Genomic DNA, 13,193 nt, shown 5'->3' with positions numbered 1-13,193 from the left:
AGGCCCATCCGGGTGCGTGCTGGACAGGGTCCGCCCCCCCGGCGGGTTTCCCATCACTGGACGGCCCTTCACGCGCGGGTGGTAGAACGGACGGTATGACCACCGAGCCCCTGACCAGCCCGCAGGCCGCGCCCGCCGGGGTGCGCGCCGCCGTGCGCGGCGTGCCCGCCTACCCGTTCACGCCGCTGGACGTGCCCACCAAACTCGACCAGAACGAGAACCCCTACGACTTCCCCGAAGCCCTGAAGGCCGAGGCGCTGCGCCGCATGGCCGCGCGCCCCTGGAACCGGTACCCGGACCTGCACGCCGACGAACTGCGCCGCCGCATCGCCGCCTTTGAGGGCTGGGACGAGCGCGGCGTGGTCGTCACGCCCGGCAGCAACGTCCTGATCAAACTGCTGACCGAACTCGCCGGGATCTCCCAGACGGTCCTGACCGTCAGCCCGACCTTCAGCGTGTACACCCTGGAAGCGCAACTGCTCGGCGCGACCCTCGTGCAGGTGCCGCTGAACGCCGACTTCAGCCTGCCCGTGGACGCCCTGAAGGCCGAACTGAAACGCCACCAGCCGGGCGTGCTGTACATCACCCAGCCGCACGCCCCCACCGGCCACGTGGACGCGGACGCCGCCATCCGCGACCTCGTGGACGCCGCCGGGGACTGGGTCGTCGTGCTCGACGAGGCGTACCACCAGTACAGCCGCACCGACCACAAGGACCTCGTACTCGCGGGCGGCAACCGCCTGAGCCTGCGCACCTTCAGCAAGGCCTGGGGCCTCGCCGGACTGCGCCTCGGGTACGCACTGGCCACGCCGGAACTCGCCGGGCAGCTCCAGAAACTCGTGCCCGCCTTCAACGTCAGCACCCTCGCGCAGGCCGCGCTGGAAGTCGCCCTGGAACAGCCCCAGTACGTGCAGGAACGCGTGCAGGAGGGCGTCCGCGAACGCGACCGCGTCCTCGCGGCCCTCGCGGATCACCCCACCTGCCGGGCGCTGCCCAGTCAGGCGAACTTCTTCCTGCTGCGCACCCCCGACGCCGCCGCCGCGTACACCCACCTGCTTAGCGAGGGCATAGTCGTGCGCCGCCAGGACAGCCTTCCGGGGCTGACCGGCTGCCTGCGCGTCGCCATCGGCACGCCCGCCGAGAACGACGCGCTGCTCGCTGCCCTGGCCGACCTGACGTGACCACCCGCGGGCCGCTCCGCCTGACCCCCGAGGCGCAGGCCCGCTTCACGCCGCCCCCCGGGTACGCGCCGCGCAGCCCCGTCACGACCGACTGTACGGCGTGCGGGGCCTGCTGCGCCGCGCCGGACATCCACGCGCTGAACAAACCCCTCGGTGTGCCCTGCGTGAACCTCGGCCCCGACGAGGGCTGCGGGCACCTCTGCGCCATCTACGCCACCCGGCCCGGCGTGTGCCGGGGTTACCAGCCGGACTGGGTGTGCGGCGAGGTCGCCCCTCTGCCCACCCTGGCCGCCCGCACCCGGCGCTTCCTGGAGATCTACGGGTTAGAGCAATTGCCATGAAGACGTGTTCTTCGTGGCCGGGTGGAGCGAGTGATTTTTGTTGAGCAGGATGGACTGGAACAGCTGCGGAGCAGAGAATGGAGGCATCAGAAGTTTGTTTTTCTGATGCCGTAATTCGGAAAACTGCTCTACAGCCTGACGGCCTCCCGTAACGCCTGCCGCAGTGAGAACGGCGTGAAGTTCGGGCGGACGCCCGGCACGGTCCCCGTCCAGTCGCGGTAGGCCGCGTCGAACAGGACGGCGCGGTGCAGGTGCGCCAGCGGCAGCGACCGCCACAGCAGCCCCGCCGCGTCTCCGGCCCCCAGGGCACGCAGGTACGCTCCGGCCAGTCGCTCGGGCAGGTCCGGCGTGCCCGAGCGCACGGGGAGCGCCGCGCGGGCGGGGTGCAGGGTGAACCCCAGGAACCACCCGGCGTCCATGAACGGGTGTGCCAGGGCCGCCTCGCTCCAGTCGAACCACACGCTGCCCCGCTCCGGGCCGTGCAGGGCGTTGCGGGGGTGCGCGTCCCCATGCGCGGGCAGGCTGGGCAGGCCGTGCGCGTGCAGGTCACGGAACGCGGCGGCCACGGCCGGGCGCAGGTCACGCATCGCCGCCACCTCGTCGGGATTCAGGCCCCAGGCGCGCAGGGGCGCAGGGTCGGCCAGCAGGGCGTCCACCCGCGCCGCCATGTCCGGCACCGTCAGGGTGGGCGCGCCCAGGTCGGTCAGGGCCGGGGCGTCCGCCGCGCGCTGGAAGGAGGCCAGCCGCTCCAGCGCGCCGGTCCACGCCGCCGGGTCGGGTACCCCGTCGAGCAGCGTGCCGCCGTCCAGGGTCAGCAGCGTCGCCTCCTGCGGGTCGGCGTGCAGGACGGGCGGCAGCAGCTCCGGGTGCCGCGCGGCGAGGTGCGCGGTCAGGGCCGCCTCGCGCCCGTCCGCGCTGACCTTCAGCCACGCCCGGCGACCTTCCTCCAGCGGCACGCGGTGGATGCCCATCAGGTCGTGACTGAAACCGGGGTTCACCGGTCCTGTTCGGGTCAGGCCCAGCGCACCCAGTCGGGCGTCCACGCTGGCCGTCGCGACCTCCGGCCAGTCGGGCCGCTGCCAGGGCCGCGCGCCCGGCGGGACGTCCGGGAGGTGCGTGCTCCAGCCGCCGGGCCACGTCACCTCTGTCCCGTCGGTCAGGCGGACATGCAGCGTCCCGCGCTGCCCGAAGCCCAGTCCGCCGTCGTGCAGCAGCCACGCGCCGGGCGGCAGGTCCGCGCGCAGCACGTCCGGCAGGGCCGCCGCGTCCGGGACGTTCAGGGTCGGCAGGTCGCCCGCCGGGGTGCGCCACACCTCGCCCCGCGCGTTCCACAGGGCCAGCGGGCTGGGTTCAGCGGCCATGTTCCGCGCGTTCGGTGCTGGTGGTGGTGTAGGTGCTGCGCCCGAGGTAGATGGCGGGCGGCGCGACGAGCAGGCCCGCGTCGTCGTAGGCGTCCGGGTCGAAGTGCACCTGTTCGACGTGGCCCACGAACAGGTCGTGGTCGCCGGTGGGGGTGACGGCGCTGACGCGGCAGGTGTAGTGCAGGTACGCGCCGCGCAGCGCGAGCGGCTGTCCCGGCAGGGTGTCGAGGTTCAGCAGGGCGTGTTTGTCCACGCCGCCGTGCAGGCTGTGCAGGCCCGCGCCCTGCACGGCGTCCGCGTGGGCGAGGGGCAGGAAGTTCACGCCGAAGGTGCCGCCCGCGCGGATCAGGGCGTGCGTGGCGCGTTCACGCCCGACCGCCACGCCGTACAGGGGCGGGTCGGCGCTCAGGGCGGTGTGCCACCCGGCGGCCATGACGTTGCGCTGCCCGTCGTGCGCGGCAGTGATCAAGGCGACGGTGCCGGGGTAGTACCCGAAGAAACGGTCGGTGGTGGCGCTGAGCATGTGTGCGGCCACTATGCCGCGCGGGGCGGGCGGTACGCTGGGCGGATGCTGCCCCCCACGCTGACTGACCTGCTGGAGTTCCACGCGCCGCTGTCCGCCGTGCAGCGCGAGCAGGGGGGCGCGGTGACGCTGCTCACGCCGGGCGTGAACGTGCTGGCGCTGAACGCGACGTTCCTCCCGGCGGACCTGCGCGGGGTGGACATCGCGGCGGTCCTCGACTGGCACGAGGGGCAGGGCGTGCCGCCGCTGGTGGCGACGGTGGGGCCGCTGGTGGGTCTGCCGGGGCGGGAGGTGGCCCGCGTGCGCGTGGGTCAGGCCGACCCCGCGCCGTGGGCAGGGGAGGGCGTGCCGGGGGAGGGCGTGGTGGTCGAGCAGGTGTCGCGCCTGCACCTGCGCCCGTGGGCGGAAGCCCTGACGCGCGCGCACGGCACGCCGGGCTGGGGCGAGGGGCTGGCGCGGCAGCTCGCGGCGCGGCTGGAGGGGGACCGGGACTTCGTGCCGCTGAGTGCGTACCGGGACGGCGAGGTGGTGGGCGCGCTGCTGTGGCACTCCCGCGCGGGTGGGGGGGCGGCGCACCTGTGGGGCGCGGCGGATGCGGCGGTGGAGGCGGCCCTACTGCGGGCGGCGGGGGCGCTGGCCCCGACCCTGATCATGTCTAGGCAGCAGCATGAGCCGGTGGTCGGGTCCGCAGGTGAGGTAGTTCACTACAGCCTGCTGCAACTGTGAGATTTCTCTCCTCATGAGCCACCATCCGCGCGACAAGTGTGAGAGAAACACAGTCGAATTCGCCTGCTGCAGAAGGTTTCTCCCGGCAGGGACGACGCCCGGAGTGGCGTGAGAAGGCCTCGAAAAACTCTCATGTTCATGCAGCCTTGAACCCGCTTTAATGACCGCATGCCCACCGCACTTCTGCGGGGCAGCGCCGCCGCGCTGCTCGCCCTGACCCTCGCCGCCTGCGGCAGCACCGGCACCGGCACCCCCGGGGCGGACGCGCCCGCCACCAGCCAGCCCGGCACCACACTGGCTGCCCTGGCCGTCGCCACGCCCGTCGCCCTGACCGCCGGGCAGACCCTGCAACTGAACGTCACCGTGAACGGCCAGCCCGCCCAGCCCGGCCAGCTGAAATGGACCACCAGCAACGCCGCCGTCGCCACCGTCACCCAGACCGGCCTCGTCACCGCCGTCTCGGCGGGCAGCGCCACCATCCGCGCCGCACTCGCCACGAACACGGCGTCGTTCATCGACTTCCCCGTGACCGTCACCGCCGCCAGCGCGCCCGCGCCCGCCCCGGCCCCCAGCACGCCCAGCGCGTTCGCGCAGCAGGTCCTGGACCTCACGAACGCCGCCCGCGCCGTGCCCCGCAGCTGCGGCGCCACCAGCCACGCCGCCGCCGCCCCGCTCACCTGGAACGCGGCGCTCGGGCAGGCCGCGCAGGGCCACGCGGCCGACATGGCCGCCCAGAACTACTTCAGCCACACCAGCAAGGACGGCCGGACCTTCTCGCAGCGGATCACGAACGCCGGGTACACCCCCTACCGCACCATCGGCGAGAACATCGCCGCCGGACAGGGCACCCCCCAGCAGGTCGTGGACGGCTGGCTGAAGAGTGAAGGGCACTGCCGGAACATCATGAACCCCAACTTCAAGGAACTCGGCGTCGGCTACGCGTACACGACCACCAGCACCTACAGGCACTACTGGGTGCAGGACTTCGGCGCCCGCTGACGATCAGAACAGGGGAGGGGGAGGCTGCAACCGGCCTCCCCCTCCTCGCGTTCGGATTTACCCGAACAGCGCCCGGAACTCGCCATACCCCTGCGCGTCCAGCTCCGACACCGGCACGAACCGCAACGCCGCCGAATTGATGCAGTACCGCAACCCCCCATGCTCACGCGGGCCGTCCGGGAACACGTGCCCCAGGTGCGAATCCGCCCCGGCCGACCGGACCTCGGTGCGCGCGTACCCGATCTTGTAATCCGTGTTCTCCGTCAACGCCACGCTGGGAATCGGCCGCGTGAAGCTGGGCCACCCGCACCCCGCGTCGTACTTATCCAGGCTGGAAAACAGCGGCTCACCGCTCACCACGTCCACGTAGATGCCGTCCTCCGTGTGGTCCCAGTACTCCCCAGTGAAGGCCCGCTCGGTGCCCTCGTGCTGGGTCACGCTGTACTGCATGGGCGTCAGCCGCTCCCGCAGCTCCGCATCCGACGGCTTCACGAACGGCTTCTCAGTCATGCGGGCAGTCTAGGCGCGCGGGGACGCCGGGACGGTAATGGAAAGTAGGAAGTGGGCAGTGGGAAGTGGGAAATGGATGGGACGCTGGCCCCGACCCACTCCCTACTTCCCACTCCCCACTGCCCGTTTACAGCGGAATGTTGCCGTGTTTCTTGTAGGGCCGCGCCTCTTCCTTGTCGCGGAGCATTTCGAAGGTCTGGATGAGGACGCGGCGGGTGTCTTCCATGGGGATGACGTCGTCGATATAGCCCTTGCTGGCGGCGACGTAGGGGTTGTCGAAGGCGTCCTTGTACTCGGCGATCTTCTGCGCGCGGGTGGCGTCGGGGTTGTCGCTGGTCTGGATGTCGCGGCGGTAGACGATGTTCGCGGCGCCCTCGGCGCCCATGACGGCGACGGCGGCGGTCGGCCAGGCGTACACGACGTCGGCGCCCATGTCGCGGCTGTTCATGGCGAGGTACGCCCCGCCGTAGCTCTTGCGGGTGATCAGGGTGACCTTGGGGACGGTCGCCTCGGCGTAGGCGTAGAGCATCTTCGCGCCGTGGCGGATGATCCCGGCGTGTTCCTGTGCGACGCCCGGCAGGAAGCCCGTGACGTCCACCAGCGTCAGGATGGGGATGTTGTAGCAGTCGCAGGTGCGGATGAACCGCGCGGCCTTGTCCGACGCGTCGATGTTCAGCGTGCCCGCCATGACGCGCGGGTTGTTCGCCACGATGCCGACCGACTCGCCGTTCAGCCGCGCGAAGCCCACGACGATGTTCTTCGCCCAGTTCGGCTGGATTTCCAGGAAGGTGCCGTCGTCCACGAGTTCGTGGATCACGTCGTGCATCGCGTACGGTTTGCGTTGGTCCGGCACGACGATGTCCAGCAGCCGCTCGTTCGTGCGGGTGGCGGGGTCCTGGGTGGGGTGTGCGGGGGCCTTCTCGTGCGCGTTCTGCGGCAGGTACCCCAGCAGGTCACGGATGCCCGCCAGGACTGCCTCGTCGCCGTCGTACGCGAGGTGCGCGACGCCACTCTTGCGGGTGTGGACGTCCGCGCCGCCCAGCTGGTCGAAGGTGACGTCCTCACGCGTCACGGACTTGATGACCTCGGGCCCGGTGATGAACATGTAGCTGCTGCCCTCGCTCATCAGGATGAAGTCCGTCAGTGCCGGGGAGTACACCGCGCCGCCCGCGCAGGGCCCGAGGATCGCGCTGATCTGCGGCACCGCGCCCGAGTAGATCGCGTTCCGGTAGAAGATCTCGCCGTAGCCGCTTAAAGAGTCCACGCCCTCCTGGATGCGGGCTCCGGCGCTGTCGTTCAGGCCGATCACGGGGCAGCCGGTCCTGGCGGCCATGTCCATGATTTTCGTGATCTTCGCGGCGTTCATCTTGCCTAAAGACCCGCCCAGCACCGTGAAGTCCTGGCTGAACACGAACACCTGCCGCCCGTCGATGGTGCCGCGCCCGGTCACGACGCCCTCGCCGGGGGCGTCCACGCCCTGCATCAGGCGGCCGCCGCGGTGCTCGACGAAGGTGCCCATCTCCAGGAAGCTGCCGGGGTCCAGCAGCGCCTCGATCCGCTCGCGGGCGGTGAGTTTCCCCCCGGCCTTCTGTTTCTTCAGGCGTTCGGGGCCGCCGCCCTGTTCGACCCGCGTGCGGCGCTGCTCCATCGCCGCGATCAGTTCCTGTAACTCTGCGCCCGCTTTCGTCATGCGCGCATGCTACTCAAACGGGCGTTAGGTGCGCGCGTGACCGGGGCGGGAACAGCCAGGACCCCGCGTTCCCTGGACCTCTGGTCCCTCGCCCCTTGGACTCTCAGACCCTTCGACCCTCAGACCCCGGGACCGGCCCCTACCGCTCCTGCCGGGCCTCTTTCAGCAGTTCCGACAGGCGGGACAGGCAGCGGCTGTACTTCTTGGCGTACGCGCCGTGCCGGTACGTGTCGCTGAACAGCCCGCTCAGGTTCGTGCCGGTGAAGGCGGCGTGCAGGCCCAGGTCGTACAGCTTGTCGATGAAGTGCACGAAGCGCAGCGCGACGTTCTGGTCCGGCATGGGGGTCAGGTCGGTCACGGCGACGGCACCCACGCCCGCCAGCAGGCGGCTGAAGCGGCTGGGGTGCACCTGCAACAGGTGACGGCTCAGGTCGCGGTGGTTCAGGCGGGCCAGCGTCGCGCCCTGCTGCCGGGCCTCCCAGGCGGTGAACTCGGCGGGCGTCAGGACGTCCTCGGGGCGCACGCCGCGCTGCCGGTAGTCCGGTCCGTCGATGCGGTGCGTCTCGAAGCGGCTGGCGATCGCCTGGATCTGCCGCTGGAAGTCGCTGGCGTTGAAGCGCCCCTGGCCCAGCGCGCCGGGTTCGGTGTTGCTCGTGGCGATCACGCTCGTCCCGCCGGGCATCAGCTGCCCCAGGAACGTGTTCGCCATGTGCGTGTTGCCCGGGTCGTCCAGTTCGAACTCGTCGATCAGGAGCAGGTCGTGCCCGCGGAACGCGTCCACGGCGCGGGTCATGCCCAGCGCCCCGATGATGTACATCAGGTCCTGGAAGCTCATCAGGGCCGCGCGGCCCGGCGCCTCGTGCCACGCGCTGGCCAGCAGGTGCGTCTTGCCCACCCCGAAGCCCCCGTCGAGGTACAGGCCCCGCCCCTCGGGCTTGGCGCGCCGGAACAGGCGAAAGCCGCCGGGCCGCACCTGCGCGCCCTTCAGGAACGCCTGCGTGGCCACGCGCGCCTCCTCCTGGCTGGGGTACGCCGCGTTCGGATGGTACGTGGCGAACCGCACGCCCTGGTAGCGGGGCGTGGGGGCCAGTTCGGCCGTCAGGGCCTCCGGGTCCAGGCTGGGATTGCGGGACAGCAGGTCGATCATCGGTGGACGTCGAGTTCGACCTTGTAGTTGCCGCGCCGCGTCTCGTTCACCACGCGTTTGAAGTCGATGCGGCCCAGGCCGTCGGCGGCGAGACTGTCGCCCTCGCGGATCTCGCTGCTGGCCCGGGCGGGCTGGCCGTTCAGGCGGACCTTGCCGCCGTCGATGCCCTGCTGGAAGTACGCGCGGCTCACGCCGAAGCCCTTGGCGCCCACGACGTCCACGCGCATGCTGGGCACCACGACCTCGCGCAGTTTGCTGCCCTTCCCGGCGCTCTCGCCGACCGGTTCCACGTCCACGTCGCGCCCGCCCAGGCTGGTCAGGTCGGCGACCTGCTGCGCGGCCTTGCCGGTCGCGGCGATCAGGAAACTGCCGCGGTCCTCGCGCAAGTCACCCAGGCCGTCCTCGTCCAGGCCCAGGCGTTTCAGTTGCACCGCGAAGTCCTGCGCGTCCCACGCGGGGCCGCCCTCGTGCGGTGTGACGCGGTACACGGTCACGCCGCCGTCCACCTCGGGGATGTGCTCGGGGTGCAGCGTCAGCACCACGCGGCGCGCGTCCGGGAAGCCCCCGGCGAGCTTGTGGCGGACCTCCGGGTCGTTCAGCAGGCGGCGGTCGATGTCGTCGCCGTCCACGAAGGGCGTGCGGATCACGCGCCCGCCGCGCGCCTGGGCGATCAGGGTGGAGAGTTTCTGCTTCATGCCCACAGGATAAGTCCCGCGCCCCAGTGGGGGCAGCCGGGGGGGGTGGTCGTGATGAATCCCGCACAGGTCACCGATGGTGAATGATGGTGGTAAGAGTCCGGATGTCAGGATTCCCGGCGTATGCGCCTCACCCGTCCCGCCGCCCCCTCCCCGCTGGTTCGAGGTACCCCATCGTGACTCCCGCAGCCTTCACCGCCGTGCAGGCGGCCCTGAGTGACCTGATGCGCGTCCACACGCCCCGCGCCACCCTCCTCGCCTCGCTGGGCGACGAGGTCCTGCGCGTCCGCGCCGACACCCCCCCCGAACGGGCCGGACTGGACCTCGTGCCGCCCGACGAGTGGTTCGAACGCGGCGAGATGACCTGGCTCACGCGTGACGGCGCGCTGCTGGGCCTGCTGTGGCAGGAGGACGGCCCGCCGCCCGACGCCGCCGTGCAGGTCCTGACCATGCTGCTCGCCGCCGCCCGCGCCGACGGCGTGCACCGCGAAACCGAGGTGCTCATCACGCAGCTGCCCGTCGCGACCGCGTGGCTGACCGGCGACCTGGTGTTCCGCAAGGTCAGCCGCCCGTTCCTGGAACTGTTCGCCCTGGCCGAACCGGACGTGACCGGCCGCCCCGTGCAGGACGTGTTCCGGGACCGCCCGGCGCTCGTGCAGGCGCTCATGCAGGCGGGTGCGGGCCGCTCGGTGCGTCTCCCGGACGAGCAGATCACGCACGCCGGGCACGCCGCGTGGGTGCGCGGCGAGGCGAGACCGTACTTCGGGGCGTCCGCTGCCGGGGTCATGCTGACCCTACAGGAGGTGACCGGCGAGTACGAACGCGCCGCGCGCGTCTCCGCGCTGCTGGACACCGACACGCCCGCCGCGCTGCTCTCCGAGTCCGGCGCGGTGCTGCAGGCCAGCCAGGGCTTCCTGAGCCTGCTGCCCGCCGGGGCCCCGGTCGTGACCGGCGCGCCCCTGTGGTCCTGGGCGTGCTTCGCGGACGTGCCCAGCGACCCCGTGCGGGACCTCGTGCGGCTCGCCGCGGCCGGCGGCGCCGCCCGCGCGGACGTGGAACTCGCCGGGGGCGGCAGCCTGAACCTGCGCGTGCGTCGCACCAGCGAACCCGGCCTGCTCGTCGCCGAGGGCGAGGCCGCCGCGCGGGACGGCCTCGCCCCGCTGGGCGTCATGAGTCAGGTGCTGGCCCTCTCGGAGGACGCCACCATCCTCGTGGATCATGCCGGGCGCGCCCAGCTGGTCAGCGAACGTGCCGCGACGCTGCTGGGCCTGGAGGCCGCGCGGCTGGTCGGGCTGGCCGTCACGCGCGTCATGACCGAACTGGGCGTCAAGATCTTCACGCCCGAGGGGGAACCGCTGGCCCTGCCCGACTGGAAGGAGATTCCCCTCCCCATGCGGCGCGAGGTGCTGCTGGCCCTCCCGGACGGCACGGTCCGCCAGATGGAACTGCGCGCCACCGGCGTGGGCGGCGAGGCCGGCGGCGCGCGCGGCAGCGTCCTGCTGACCCTGCGTGACCTGACGGCCCTGCGCCGCGCGCAGGCGAAGATCCGCCACGACGCCCGCCACGACGCCCTGACGGGCCTCCTGAACCGCACCGGGGTGCGCGAGGCGCTGGGCCGCACCGGCGAGCGTGGCGCGGCTGTCTGCCTGGACCTCGACGGTTTTTCCGAACTGAACGCCGCGCTGGGCCGCACCGCCTGCGACCGCCTGCTGATCCAGGTGGCGGCCCGCCTGAACGACCTGAGCAGCGAGGCTCACGGTCTGTCCGCCCGGCTGGCCGACGACTCGTTCATGGTGTTCCTGCCGGACGTGGGCGCCGCCGCCGCCCTGAACCGCGCCGGGGCCGTGCTGGACAGTCCGCTGCGCGTCGGGCAGCGCGACGTGCAGCTGACGGCCGCGCTGGGCGTCGCCGACCGCCCGGACGACGCGGCGAACGACGCGGTGCTCGCCAACGCCGAGGTCGCCATGCAGCACGCCAAACGGCAGGGCCGCGCGCAGCGCAGCGTGTTCCAGCCCGCCCTGCGCGACGAGGTCGCCCGCGCCTTCGAACTGGAAGAGGCGCTGCGCGGCGCGCTGGACAAGGACCAGTTCACGCTGCTGTACCAGCCCGCGCTGTCCCTGAAACGCGACCGGGCCTTCAGCGCCGAGGCGCTGCTGCGCTGGAACCACCCCACCCTGGGCCTGCTCGGCCCGGCCCGCTTCCTGGACCTCGCCAGCCGCAGCGAACTGATCACGCACGTCAGCGAGTGGGTCGTGCAGGAGGCCGTGCTGGGCCGTCAGGCGGTCCGCGCCGCGCTGCCGGACCGCCACGCGAACTGGACGGTCAGCGTGAACCTGAGCCTGGAGGAACTGCGCCGCTCGGCCGGGCTGCGCCGCCTGCTGCCGCTGCTGTCCACCGAGGGCGCGCCCGACATCGAGGTGAGCGCCGGGAGCCTGCTGGATCACAGCCAGGAGACGCTGGGCCTGCTCGAACAGCTGCGCTCCCTGGGCGCCCGCCTGAGCGTGGACGACTTCGGGGACGGCGCGAGCAGCCTCGCGGCCCTGACGCGCTTCCCGCTGAGCGCCGTGAAACTCCACCCCACCCTGACCGCCCGCCTGCCCGGCGACGAGAAGTCCCTGACGCTCGTGCAGGGCACCATCGACCTGGCACACAACCTGGGCCTGCAGGTCGTGGCGGTCGGTGTGGAAACCGCCGACCAGCTGGGCATCCTGCGGGAACTGGGCTGCGACGCCGCGCAGGGCTACGCCATCACGCCCCCACTGTCCGGCCCGGACCTGATCAGCTGGCTGCGCGAGCACTGACCGGACGGGGGTCGGTCGGCGGGCAGGGCACTCGGCCTGCCCGCCGACTCCTGTCAGGGCGCAGGGGCGGAAAACGGGTGGCGCAGTCTGCCGACAGGGCTGCGGGGGCCGTGAAGGATCGCTCAAGGCCCGGCGGGGAAATGGCAGGCTGGCTGACATCTCCGGCCCGCCCGGGTCGTTTAACGTGAACGCGTTTTTCACAGTTCACCCCCCGGAGGTTCACGCATGCCCCAAGACGACCGCACCCCCCGTCCCGCCCGCCGCGACACGCTGCGCTTCCTGACCGCCACCGGCGCCGCGCTGGCCGCCGCGCCCCTGGCCCGCGCCCAGACCGCCCCCGCCACACCGGCCACCCCCGCCGCCGCGTCCGGCGCGATGGCCATGAACGGCAGTGGCTTCTACCGCCAGAAGATCGGCGACATGACCCTGACCACCGTCAGCGACGGCACCGCCCCACTGGCCGCGCTGCTGCCCACCTGGGGCGCCAACCCCGACCGGCAGGCCGAGTTCGCCGCGACCCTCGCCGAGTACTCTGTGCCCGCCACGAACACCGTGAACCACTTCAACCCGGTCCTGCTGGAGATCGGCGGGAAACGCATCCTGATCGACACCGGCCGCGGCGGCGCCAGCGGGCAGCTGGTCGCGAACCTGCGCCGCGCCGGGATCGAACCCGACACGATCAGCGTCGTGTTCATCACGCACGGGCACGGCGACCACATCGGCGGCCTGACCACGAACGGCAAACCCACCTTCGCCAACGCCCAGCACATGATCAACGAGGCCGAATTCAACTTCTGGGTCACGCAGGCCAACCCCAACGACGCCGTGAAGAACAACCTGATCGGCCTGAAGGACAAGTTCAAGCTCCTGAAAAGTGGCGAGGAGATCGTGCCCGGCGTCCTGACCGTGGCCACGCCCGGCCACACCGCGGGCCACCACAGCGTCCTCGCGCAGAGCGGCGGCCAGAGCGCCCTGATCCTCGGGGACGCCGGCGGGCACTTCCTGATCTCCCTGAAACACGAGGGGGCGTACGTGGGCTTCGACACCGACGGCGCGCAGGCCGCCCGCACCCGCCAGGAGATCTTCGCGCGCATCACCGACGGCAAACTCTGGGTGACCGGGTACCATTTCCCGTTCCCGGCCATCGGGCACCTGCGCCGCCTCGCGCCCGGCTCGTTCGAGTACGAACCCACCGTCTGGAACTGGAGCTGAGCCCCAT

Annotated in this window: 12 protein-coding genes; 6 read left to right on the top strand and 6 right to left on the bottom strand. The window is 71.8% G+C overall.

Annotated elements, in window-relative coordinates:
• Window positions 1-95 precede the first annotated feature (95 nt).
• Both DEIGR_RS12960 and DEIGR_RS12955 read left to right on the top strand, forming a co-directional pair.
• A complete protein-coding gene (locus tag DEIGR_RS12960) occupies window positions 96-1,181 on the top strand; it encodes a pyridoxal phosphate-dependent aminotransferase (protein ID WP_058977859.1) in 1,086 nt (361 codons plus the stop codon).
• The gene (locus DEIGR_RS12955) at window positions 1,178-1,522 is read left to right on the top strand and encodes a YkgJ family cysteine cluster protein (RefSeq protein WP_236704746.1); all 345 of its coding nucleotides are present in this window, start codon (window positions 1,178-1,180) and stop codon (window positions 1,520-1,522) included. The genes DEIGR_RS12960 and DEIGR_RS12955 overlap by 4 nt, the downstream gene beginning before the upstream one ends.
• Window positions 1,523-1,650: 128 nt before the next feature.
• Here DEIGR_RS12955 and DEIGR_RS12950 read toward each other — a convergent pair whose 3' ends face one another.
• Entirely contained in the window at window positions 1,651-2,883 is a 1,233-nt protein-coding gene (locus DEIGR_RS12950; RefSeq protein ID WP_058977857.1) for a phosphotransferase, read from the bottom strand.
• Entirely contained in the window at window positions 2,873-3,406 is a 534-nt protein-coding gene (locus DEIGR_RS12945; RefSeq protein WP_058977855.1) for a flavin reductase family protein, read from the bottom strand. The genes DEIGR_RS12950 and DEIGR_RS12945 overlap by 11 nt, the downstream gene beginning before the upstream one ends.
• A 45-nt stretch (window positions 3,407-3,451) precedes the next feature.
• Here DEIGR_RS12945 and DEIGR_RS20420 point away from each other — a divergent pair, with 45 nt between their 5' ends.
• Both DEIGR_RS20420 and DEIGR_RS20880 read left to right on the top strand, forming a co-directional pair.
• Window positions 3,452-4,132: a hypothetical protein gene (locus tag DEIGR_RS20420; RefSeq protein ID WP_058977853.1), complete on the top strand. Its 681-nt coding sequence runs from the start codon at window positions 3,452-3,454 to the stop codon at window positions 4,130-4,132.
• Between the two features lie 168 nt (window positions 4,133-4,300).
• Window positions 4,301-5,131, top strand: coding sequence for a CAP domain-containing protein (locus DEIGR_RS20880; protein ID WP_160329937.1), 831 nt, complete (start codon window positions 4,301-4,303; stop codon window positions 5,129-5,131).
• A gap of 57 nt (window positions 5,132-5,188) precedes the next feature.
• Here the strand turns inward: DEIGR_RS20880 and msrB are convergent, their stop codons facing one another.
• The 4 genes from msrB to DEIGR_RS12915 all read right to left on the bottom strand — a co-directional run bounded on the left by msrB (window position 5,189) and on the right by DEIGR_RS12915 (window position 9,173).
• Window positions 5,189-5,641 carry a peptide-methionine (R)-S-oxide reductase MsrB gene (gene msrB / locus DEIGR_RS12930; RefSeq protein ID WP_058977850.1) on the bottom strand — a complete coding sequence of 151 codons (453 nt, stop codon included), beginning with the start codon at window positions 5,639-5,641 and terminating at the stop codon, window positions 5,189-5,191.
• A gap of 127 nt (window positions 5,642-5,768) precedes the next feature.
• On the bottom strand, window positions 5,769-7,331 hold the full coding sequence (locus tag DEIGR_RS12925) for an acyl-CoA carboxylase subunit beta (protein ID WP_058977849.1): 1,563 nt from the start codon (window positions 7,329-7,331) through the stop codon (window positions 5,769-5,771).
• A 139-nt stretch (window positions 7,332-7,470) separates the two neighbouring features.
• The gene (gene zapE / locus DEIGR_RS12920) at window positions 7,471-8,478 is read right to left on the bottom strand and encodes a cell division protein ZapE (protein WP_058977847.1); all 1,008 of its coding nucleotides are present in this window, start codon (window positions 8,476-8,478) and stop codon (window positions 7,471-7,473) included.
• Window positions 8,475-9,173 (bottom strand): S4 domain-containing protein, encoded by a 699-nt coding sequence (locus DEIGR_RS12915; protein ID WP_058977846.1) that lies wholly within the window; start codon window positions 9,171-9,173, stop codon window positions 8,475-8,477. The genes zapE and DEIGR_RS12915 overlap by 4 nt, the downstream gene beginning before the upstream one ends.
• Before the next feature lie 176 nt (window positions 9,174-9,349).
• On the opposite strand from DEIGR_RS12915, the gene DEIGR_RS12910 reads away from it, so the two are divergent.
• Together DEIGR_RS12910 and DEIGR_RS12905 are read left to right on the top strand one after the other, a co-directional pair.
• Window positions 9,350-11,974 (top strand): sensor domain-containing protein, encoded by a 2,625-nt coding sequence (locus DEIGR_RS12910; protein ID WP_236704745.1) that lies wholly within the window; start codon window positions 9,350-9,352, stop codon window positions 11,972-11,974.
• A gap of 225 nt (window positions 11,975-12,199) precedes the next feature.
• Complete coding sequence (locus DEIGR_RS12905) at window positions 12,200-13,186, top strand: MBL fold metallo-hydrolase (protein ID WP_058977844.1); 987 nt, start codon at window positions 12,200-12,202, stop codon at window positions 13,184-13,186.
• Window positions 13,187-13,193: the final 7 nt, after the last annotated feature.

This window comes from Deinococcus grandis (assembly GCF_001485435.1).
Taxonomy (GTDB): Bacteria; Deinococcota; Deinococci; order Deinococcales; family Deinococcaceae; genus Deinococcus; species Deinococcus grandis.
The sequence above is the reverse complement of the archived record's forward strand: the minus strand, read 5'-3'. Positions and strand labels throughout refer to the sequence as shown.

Coding starts and splice junctions, on each gene's coding strand:
- DEIGR_RS12960 (WP_058977859.1), top strand. CDS start 96: ATGACCACCGAGCCCCTGACCAGCCCGCAGGCCGCGCCCGCCGGGGTG.
- DEIGR_RS12950 (WP_058977857.1), bottom strand. CDS start 2,883: ATGGCCGCTGAACCCAGCCCGCTGGCCCTGTGGAACGCGCGGGGCGAG.
- DEIGR_RS12945 (WP_058977855.1), bottom strand. CDS start 3,406: ATGCTCAGCGCCACCACCGACCGTTTCTTCGGGTACTACCCCGGCACC.
- DEIGR_RS20420 (WP_058977853.1), top strand. CDS start 3,452: ATGCTGCCCCCCACGCTGACTGACCTGCTGGAGTTCCACGCGCCGCTG.
- DEIGR_RS20880 (WP_160329937.1), top strand. CDS start 4,301: ATGCCCACCGCACTTCTGCGGGGCAGCGCCGCCGCGCTGCTCGCCCTG.
- msrB (WP_058977850.1), bottom strand. CDS start 5,641: ATGACTGAGAAGCCGTTCGTGAAGCCGTCGGATGCGGAGCTGCGGGAG.
- DEIGR_RS12925 (WP_058977849.1), bottom strand. CDS start 7,331: ATGACGAAAGCGGGCGCAGAGTTACAGGAACTGATCGCGGCGATGGAG.
- zapE (WP_058977847.1), bottom strand. CDS start 8,478: ATGATCGACCTGCTGTCCCGCAATCCCAGCCTGGACCCGGAGGCCCTG.
- DEIGR_RS12915 (WP_058977846.1), bottom strand. CDS start 9,173: ATGAAGCAGAAACTCTCCACCCTGATCGCCCAGGCGCGCGGCGGGCGC.
- DEIGR_RS12905 (WP_058977844.1), top strand. CDS start 12,200: ATGCCCCAAGACGACCGCACCCCCCGTCCCGCCCGCCGCGACACGCTG.